Origin of the sequence: Raoultella sp. (genome assembly GCF_039594335.1) — a bacterium.
Classification (GTDB): domain Bacteria; phylum Pseudomonadota; class Gammaproteobacteria; order Enterobacterales; family Enterobacteriaceae; genus Klebsiella.
In genome coordinates, this window is the sequence record NZ_JBCNNS010000175.1 from 1 (window position 1) to 7,344 (window position 7,344).

Below are 7,344 nucleotides of genomic sequence, written 5' to 3' on the forward strand. Positions count from 1 at the left end.
TCGCTGTGAACCTGTAGTCTGGCTAAGCGCCTCGAGAGCCGGATAAGTTCGTTTCCAGGAAAATACCGTGAAACAGAAACTGATTTCCGGCGTCACTCTGACGGTGCTGCTGGTGCTGGTGCTGGTGGCATTACCGCTGTTATTCATCGTCTTACAGGCGATTTTCCCCCATTTCAGCGCCGGCTCGCTGAGCGGTGCACTGACGGGCGTAACGACGCTGTTAGCCGATCCTCAACTCCTGCCGATGCTCGGCGGCACCCTGTGGGTGGCCAGCGGTGTGGCGCTGATGAGCGTCGTTATCGGCCTGCCGCTGGGGGTACTGCGCGGTCTGTTTAATGTTCCGCTGCCACGCTTGTGGGATCTGCTGTTCCTGATCCCGTTCCTCACACCGCCGTACATCGCCGCGCTGTCGTGGATGCTGCTGCTGCAAAGCAACGGGTATCTGCAACAGCTCACCGGCTGGGATCTGAACGATCTGCTGTTCAGCCGCAGCGGGGTCGTGCTGGTGATGACCTTTAATATCTTCCCGGTGGTCTATTTTGCCGTGTCCCGCAGCCTGCTGGCGAGCGGCCAGCGGCTGGCGATGGTCGCGCGCGTTCTTGGCGCCAGTGCCTGGCGGGCCTTCTGGCATATTACGCTGCCGATGCTTTCCCCGGCGCTGGCGGCGGGGATGCTGCTGGCGTTTACCCTGGCGATTGAGGAGTTTGGCGTCCCGGCGGCGCTGGGCGCACGGGCCGGGCTGGTGATGCTTACCGTCGGTATTGAGAAAAGGCTGGCCGATTGGCCCATCGATCTGCCCGGCGCGTCGCTGCTGTCGCTGCTGCTGATCGTGGTCGCGCTGCTGGCCTGGTGGCTGCAAAAGCGCCTGGTGGGGGATAAAGAGGTCACCAGCGTGACGGGTAAGCCGGGGGAAAATAGCGGGGCGGAACTGGGGGGGCTGGCGTTGCCCGCGGTTTTGCTGATGTTGTGTATCGGAGGCATCGCGGTGGTCCTGCCGGGCGCGGCAATGGTATTAACCGGCCTGATGGGCACCTTATCAGGCGGCATTCATGGCGATAATTTTACCTTCCGCCATTTTGCTGCACTGTTTGCCCGACAGGGAGATGCGCTGTCGGCGTTGGGTACCAGCCTTTCTCTGGCGCTGGCGTCGGCGCTGATCGTCGGTCTGCTGGGGCTGGTCGTCGCGTGGCTGGTGCTGGTGCAGAAAATCAAAGGTCGCGGGATCGTCGATGCGCTGTCACTGATGCCGGCGGCGCTGCCGGGCGTGGTTGTCGGCGTCGGACTGATCCTGCTGTGGAATCAGCCGTTCTGGCCGGTTTCGCCTTATAACAGCGAATGGATGTTGCTGCTGTCATATTGTTGTCTGCTGTTGCCGTGGCCGGTGCGCTATGTTGGCAGCGCCCTGCGCCAACTGGGCAGTAATCTCGAACCGGCGGCGCGGGTGCACGGCGCGTCGCCGCTGCAGGCACTGCGTCTGATTGTGCTGCCGCTGGTCTTTCCGGCGCTGCTGGCGGCGATGCTGATGGTATTTGCCATCGCTTCACGTGAACTGGTGACGTCGCTGCTGTTGGCTCCTGCGGGGACGCAAACCGTGGCGGTATTTATCTGGCATCAGTTTGAGCAGGGGTCGATAGGCGAGGGCATGGCGATGGCTTCACTGACGCTGTTGACCAGCCTGGCGTTGATGCTCGGCGCGTTGGCCTTGATGCAGCGCGGCGCGCGCGGATAAATGCGATCGCACAAAATAGCTGGTCAGGCGGGAAAAACAGGCTATAAATGTCGGACACCGGTTGCTGGAGGCAATGATGAGTCGATTTTTAAGCGCTTATTTTTCTCGTCTGGGCTGGACGGGAACCCCTGATGTCTCGCTTAATACCTTGCGCGAACTGCATATTCACCACAATGGCGCGATTCCATTTGAAAACCTGGATGTCCTGCTGCCCAGAGAGATCCATCTCGACGATCGGACGCTGGAAGAGAAGTTGATTAATGGCCGTCGCGGCGGTTACTGCTTTGAGCAAAATGGGCTGCTGGAGCGGGCGCTGCGCGAGCTGGGTTTTAATGTCCGTAGCCTGCTGGGCCGCGTGGTGCTGGCCAATCCGCCGCAGATGCCGCCGCGAACCCATCGTCTGTTGCTGGTCGAAGTGGAAGGCGAGCGCTGGATTGCTGATGTCGGCTTCGGCGGCCAGAGCTTGACCGCGCCTATCCGCCTGCTGTCGGATGCGGAACAGTCAACCCCACACGGTGTCTACCGGCTGATTTGCGAAGGCGACGAGTGGACGTTGCAGTACAGCCATCACGGTCATTGGCAGTCGATGTACCTTTTCGACCTCGGGCGCCAGTATGCCGCTGACTATGTCATGGGAAATTTCTGGTCGGCGCACTGGCCGCAGTCACATTTTCGCCACCATCTGCTGATGTGCCGTCATTTCCCAGACGGCGGAAAAATGACGTTAACCAACTTCCACTTCACCCATTGGGATAACGCCCATGTGGTCGAGAAGATTGATTTACCGGATGTTCCTGCGCTGTATGAAGCGCTGCAAACCCGCTTCGGTCTTGGCGTCGATGATGCCAAATATGGCTTTACTGAAGCTGAACTTGCAGCGGTCATGGCGGCGTTTGATACCCATCCGGAGGCGGGGAAGTAGGTAACTGATACCCAAAGCGAGGGGCCGAAAGCCTGCTTCCGGTCCCTCGCCGCTCACAGCCTCCGTTATCCGCGCGTTGCTCACCGTGGCGGCGGAATATCCGTTAAGCTGAACATTTTCCCGCTGCCGAATGACCAGTCCTCTGGCTCGGTAACGCCAATGACCACCATGATGTTGTGCGGGCTGATCCCCAACGACTGTTCAAGTCTGGCGACTAAGTTTTGATAGAAAGCCTGTTTTTGAAGCGGGCTGCGCGCTTTGCCAGCCGTTATCTGAAACAGCAGATAATCGTCGTTGCGTCCGCCCTCTGCGCCGCAGAGATAGTCAGGGTCAAACACGCGCTGTCGCGGACTGTAGCAGTCAAAAAGCTGAAAACAGTCGCCAGGCGGCACCGAAAAATGGTCTTCAAGCGCCTGCTGCAAATCGTTGGAAATATGAGCGTGCCATTTCTCAAAACGCGGCTCAGAAATGGCGATACGGGTCAGCGGCATAAACGTCCCCCCTCATTCGGCATCGCGCTGGCTAAATACATTGAGTGCCGACACCGCCGCTGGCCATCCGGCGTAAAACGACAGGTGAGTAAAAAGCTCGGTGATTTCGCTTTCCGTTACGCCGTTATTACGGGCAAATTTCAGGTGCCAGGCAAGCTGTTCCGGGCGATACAGGGCGACCAACGCGCTGAGAGTAATGAGGCTTCTGTCGCGCGGTGACAATGCCGGGCGCTGCCAGATATCGCCAAACAAGACCTCTTCACTCAGGGATGCCAGCTTTGGCGCCAGCGCCGCCAGGTTTTCCCGTGTCAGATTAACTTTGTCCATTTTCAACCTCATATGTGGGATGTCACGGAGACGATATCCGGTTATGATGATTTTGATAATCATATAATTTATGACTAATAGTCCTGAAAAATGGGATGATTGACGATGACCAGACGACCGCTGACCTTCGATGCCGACGCGCTACGCGTTTTTGTGACCGGGATGGAACTCGGAAGTTTTGCTCTTGCCGCCGAACGCCTTGGGCGTTCCACGTCAGCAATCAGCGCCCAGCTAAAAAAACTTGAACAGCAGAGCGGAACGGCGCTGGTACAAAAGGCCGGGCGTCATCTGGCGTTGACGGCGGAAGGGGAGATCATGCTCAGCTACGCGCGGCGAATGCTGAGTCTGAATGACGAAGCCTGGACTGCGCTGAGGGCGAGAAGGGTGAGCGGCGAGGTTCGTCTCGGCCTGCAGGAGGATTTTGGCGAGGTGCTACTGCCGGCTATCCTCGGGCAATTTGCCCGGGCCTGTCCCGAAGTTGAGATCGCGGTCACCGTCACGCGCAATGCGCCGCTGCGCGAGGCGATGTTACGTCAGGAGCTTGATCTGGCCCTGAGCTGGGAAGAGCGCGACGAACCGGCATTTGAGCATCTGTTGGGGAGACTGCCGCTGCAGTGGATCGCGGCGGTGGAGTACGATCTCTGCGGTTATCTCGACAGAAACCAGCCGCTGCCGCTGCTCGCCTTTGAAGCGCCGTGCGTCATGCGCACAGCCGCCACCACGGCGTTAGACAAAGCCGGTATCCCCTGGCGGATTGCCGTTACCAGCCGCAGCCTGAACGGTATCTGGGCCGCCGCATCGGCAGGACTGGGGGTGGCTCTACGGACAACGATGGGCATGCCTGCTTCGCTACAGGTTGTTCATGGCGCGAAATTGCCCGCAGCGGGTGACATTGGCGTCGGGTTATACGGTGATGAAAATCAGCTTTCCGGGCCGGCGAAACTGCTGCTGGAGACGATTATCGCCTGCTTTGCTCTCCATATGCCGCCGACGGATGATTCTGCTTTGCGCTGAAACCCGGTCTGTTAATCCATTATTGTGCGCCTGGAGGCGTAATTTGCTAGCTGTTTGAAAAGAGAAAAACGATGAAAATAACAATCGCGCTCAGGCACACAAATATAACGCTTCCACCGTACTCCTTTACCTCCGTCAGAAAATCATCATTAAATTTATTTAACGTTTTAACGGCATCTTGTTCGTTTTCAGCGTCTACCTCAACGTGATGTTTTCTGAAACCCTGTTGTTTCATCTCTTTAATCAAAGAGGATGTCACCCGGTCTTTTGGCACGGCTTTTCCGTCGCGGCGACTGATAAAAATGACATATTTACCCATGATTCCCTCCCAAACGTATCATCCGGCTGAAGCAGAGGTTTACAAGCGCAGGCATAAAACACGAAAAGAGTATAAGTCATTGCCGGCAGCGGCTACAGGTTTACCCCTTCTTTACCTGCTGTTTTTTTAACGCATCAGCCTCCAGGCGCGGAGGCTGATTTGTGCGCTGAGCAGGATTTACTATTTGTGATGTATAAATGAAATGTTATTCAAAATGCCGTCGGGTTGGCTGCCGAGAACGGTTCTGCCGGTCTGGCGGCCAAATGATTTACGGGCGCATCAGCTCTAACGTTATGTAATGATTTATGTATTGCGTATAGGTGCTGTCGTCGATCGCTTCCATTCCCAGCGCATAAATCCCGTCCAGTCCGCAGACCAGGGCAATTAACCGCCAGGCGACATTCTCCGCGCTGTCACCGGGGCGGAATTCGCCGCTTTCGCGACCGAGACGTATTATCTTGACCGTCTCTTCGTGCCACATCGACATAGTAAGCAGGTAGGCCTCTTTGATGTCGCTATCGCTGCCGGCGAGCAGTTGCCCTTCGCGCCACAGACGGATATAGGGATCCAGGCGGCCATCTTCGCTGCCGAGTATCGAGAACAGGCGATCGCGGGCGCAGGCGTCTTCCGCGACCAGCTGGATATCGAGCATTTCACGAATTAAGCGGACGAAGGCCTGCGCCTTAAGTTCGCCGATGGAGGTGAAATGGTGATGTAACTGTCCGGTAGAGACTTCAGCCACAGCGGCGATTTGCCGTACGGTCATGGCGCCTAATCCCCCCTGCAGCGCGACGCGCATCGCCGCCAGCATGATCACTTCCCGACGAGCTTCCCGATTTAAGTAGTGCATATTTCCCCGCTGAGCCGTGGTTTTCCTCGATATTAACAAAAAGTTGGACAGTGGTTCAATAATCCGGCAGGATCGCAATCCTGGACGCGTGTCCAATTTTCAAAGTTGAGGAAAAAGGTATGTCTCGGCAATGGTTAACGCTGGTGGCGATTTTGCTGGTTTATCTGCCTGTGGCGATTGATGCCACGGTACTGCATGTCGCCGCGCCAACGCTTAATATGTCGTTGGGGACCAGCAGCAATGAGCTGCTGTGGATCATTGATATTTATTCATTAGTGATGGCAGGGATGGTACTGCCGATGGGGGCGCTCGGCGATAAAATAGGCTTTAAACGACTGTTGCTGCTCGGCAGCGCTATTTTCGGCGTTTCGTCGCTGGCGGCGGCATTTTCACCCACGGCGCTGGTGCTGATCGCCTCCCGCGCGTTGCTGGCTATCGGTGCGGCGATGATCGTTCCGGCGACCCTCGCCGGTATCCGTAATATTTTCTCGCAGGCGCGTCACCGCAACATGGCGCTAGGTCTGTGGGCGGCAATTGGTTCTGGCGGCGCCGCCTTCGGCCCGCTGGTGGGCGGCTTTCTGCTGGAACATTTTTACTGGGGATCGGTGTTCCTGATCAACGTTCCCATCGTGCTGGCGGTTATTGCCTTCAGCGCCCGGATGGTACCGCGCCAGCCGGCACGCCGCGAACAGCCGCTCAATCTGACCCAGGCATTGATGCTTATTGTGGCGATCCTGATGCTGGTGTTCAGTGCAAAATCGGCGCTGAAAGGGCAGATGGCATTATGGATGACCGGTTTGATCGCGTTGGTGGGCCTGACGCTGCTGGTACGCTTTATTCGCCAGCAGCTTTCCGCCGCGACTCCGATGGTCGATATGAGCCTGTTTACCCATCGCATTATCTTAAGCGGGGTGATGATGGCGATGACCGCGCTGATCACCCTGGTCGGTTTTGAGCTCCTGATGGCGCAGGAGCTGCAGTTCGTCCACGGCAAAACGCCGTTTGAAGCCGGGCTGTTTATGCTGCCGCTGATGCTGGCAAGCGGGTTTAGCGGCCCTGTTGCCGGAGTGATGGTTTCCCGCCTTGGCCTGCGGCTGGTCGCAACCGGCGGCATCATGTTAAGCGCGCTCAGTTTTCTCGGCCTGTCGATGACCGATTTCAGCACCCAGCATTGGCTGGCGTGGGGCTTGATGGTGCTCTTAGGGTTCAGCGTCGACAGCGCGTTATTGGCTTCCGGCTCCGCCATTATGGCGGCGGCGCCGAAAGAGAAAGCGGCGGCGGCCGGCGCTATTGAAACCATGGCGTACGAGCTGGGGGCCGGTCTGGGGATCGCGCTGTTCGGCCTGATTCTGACCCGCAGCTACAGTTCATCGATTGTACTGCCCGCCGGGGTGGACGGCCAGGCCGCGGAGCAGGCGTCGTCGTCCATCAGCGAAGCGCTCGCCCTGGCGCAATCGCTGCCTGCTGTTCCGGCACATTCGCTGATTACAGCGGCGAAAAGCGCATTTATCAGCGCCCACAGTATCGTGCTGGCCTCAGCCGGGGTGCTGCTGTTGCTGCTGGCCGCCGGGATCTGGCGCAGTCTGGCGCAGGCGCCGAAAATGAACTAGCTCTACAGCTGGAGAGAAAGCTCCATGGCCGCCCGTCGCAGTGGGGCCAACGCTTTCTCTCTCAGCGCGGCGGCGCTCATGG

The 7,344-nt window shown here is 57.8% G+C and carries 8 protein-coding genes; 4 read left to right on the forward strand and 4 right to left on the reverse strand.

Going from position 1 to position 7,344, the window contains the following annotated elements; genetic code table 11:
• Window positions 1-67 precede the first annotated feature (67 nt).
• Window positions 68-1,729, forward strand: coding sequence for an ABC transporter permease (locus ACZAHD_RS20380; protein ID WP_462458373.1), 1,662 nt, complete (start codon window positions 68-70; stop codon window positions 1,727-1,729).
• Between the two features lie 76 nt (window positions 1,730-1,805).
• On the forward strand, window positions 1,806-2,651 hold the full coding sequence (gene nhoA / locus ACZAHD_RS20385; RefSeq protein ID WP_462458380.1) for an N-hydroxyarylamine O-acetyltransferase: 846 nt from the start codon (window positions 1,806-1,808) through the stop codon (window positions 2,649-2,651).
• Between the two features lie 80 nt (window positions 2,652-2,731).
• On the opposite strand, the gene ACZAHD_RS20390 is transcribed toward nhoA, so the two are convergent.
• Together ACZAHD_RS20390 and ACZAHD_RS20395 are read right to left on the reverse strand one after the other, a co-directional pair.
• Window positions 2,732-3,142 (reverse strand): tautomerase family protein, encoded by a 411-nt coding sequence (locus tag ACZAHD_RS20390; RefSeq protein WP_462458374.1) that lies wholly within the window; start codon window positions 3,140-3,142, stop codon window positions 2,732-2,734.
• Window positions 3,143-3,154: 12 nt separating this feature from the next.
• A complete protein-coding gene (locus ACZAHD_RS20395) occupies window positions 3,155-3,469 on the reverse strand; it encodes a carboxymuconolactone decarboxylase family protein (RefSeq protein WP_462458375.1) in 315 nt (104 codons plus the stop codon).
• A gap of 105 nt (window positions 3,470-3,574) precedes the next feature.
• Between ACZAHD_RS20395 and ACZAHD_RS20400 the strand changes: the two genes are divergently transcribed.
• Window positions 3,575-4,483, forward strand: a complete 909-nt coding sequence (locus ACZAHD_RS20400; RefSeq protein WP_462458376.1) for a LysR substrate-binding domain-containing protein — start codon at window positions 3,575-3,577, stop codon at window positions 4,481-4,483.
• Between the two features lie 46 nt (window positions 4,484-4,529).
• Here ACZAHD_RS20400 and ACZAHD_RS20405 read toward each other — a convergent pair whose 3' ends face one another.
• Window positions 4,530-4,802 carry a hypothetical protein gene (locus ACZAHD_RS20405; protein ID WP_462458377.1) on the reverse strand — a complete coding sequence of 91 codons (273 nt, stop codon included), beginning with the start codon at window positions 4,800-4,802 and terminating at the stop codon, window positions 4,530-4,532.
• A 268-nt stretch (window positions 4,803-5,070) separates the two neighbouring features.
• On the reverse strand, window positions 5,071-5,652 hold the full coding sequence (locus ACZAHD_RS20410; RefSeq protein WP_462458378.1) for a TetR family transcriptional regulator: 582 nt from the start codon (window positions 5,650-5,652) through the stop codon (window positions 5,071-5,073).
• A 119-nt stretch (window positions 5,653-5,771) separates the two neighbouring features.
• On the opposite strand from ACZAHD_RS20410, the gene ACZAHD_RS20415 reads away from it, so the two are divergent.
• Complete coding sequence (locus tag ACZAHD_RS20415; RefSeq protein ID WP_462458379.1) at window positions 5,772-7,262, forward strand: SmvA family efflux MFS transporter; 1,491 nt, start codon at window positions 5,772-5,774, stop codon at window positions 7,260-7,262.
• The last annotated feature ends 82 nt before the right edge of the window (window positions 7,263-7,344 follow it).

Coding starts and splice junctions, on each gene's coding strand:
- nhoA (WP_462458380.1), top strand. CDS start 1,806: ATGAGTCGATTTTTAAGCGCTTATTTTTCTCGTCTGGGCTGGACGGGA.
- ACZAHD_RS20390 (WP_462458374.1), bottom strand. CDS start 3,142: ATGCCGCTGACCCGTATCGCCATTTCTGAGCCGCGTTTTGAGAAATGG.
- ACZAHD_RS20395 (WP_462458375.1), bottom strand. CDS start 3,469: ATGGACAAAGTTAATCTGACACGGGAAAACCTGGCGGCGCTGGCGCCA.
- ACZAHD_RS20400 (WP_462458376.1), top strand. CDS start 3,575: ATGACCAGACGACCGCTGACCTTCGATGCCGACGCGCTACGCGTTTTT.
- ACZAHD_RS20405 (WP_462458377.1), bottom strand. CDS start 4,802: ATGGGTAAATATGTCATTTTTATCAGTCGCCGCGACGGAAAAGCCGTG.
- ACZAHD_RS20410 (WP_462458378.1), bottom strand. CDS start 5,652: ATGCACTACTTAAATCGGGAAGCTCGTCGGGAAGTGATCATGCTGGCG.
- ACZAHD_RS20415 (WP_462458379.1), top strand. CDS start 5,772: ATGTCTCGGCAATGGTTAACGCTGGTGGCGATTTTGCTGGTTTATCTG.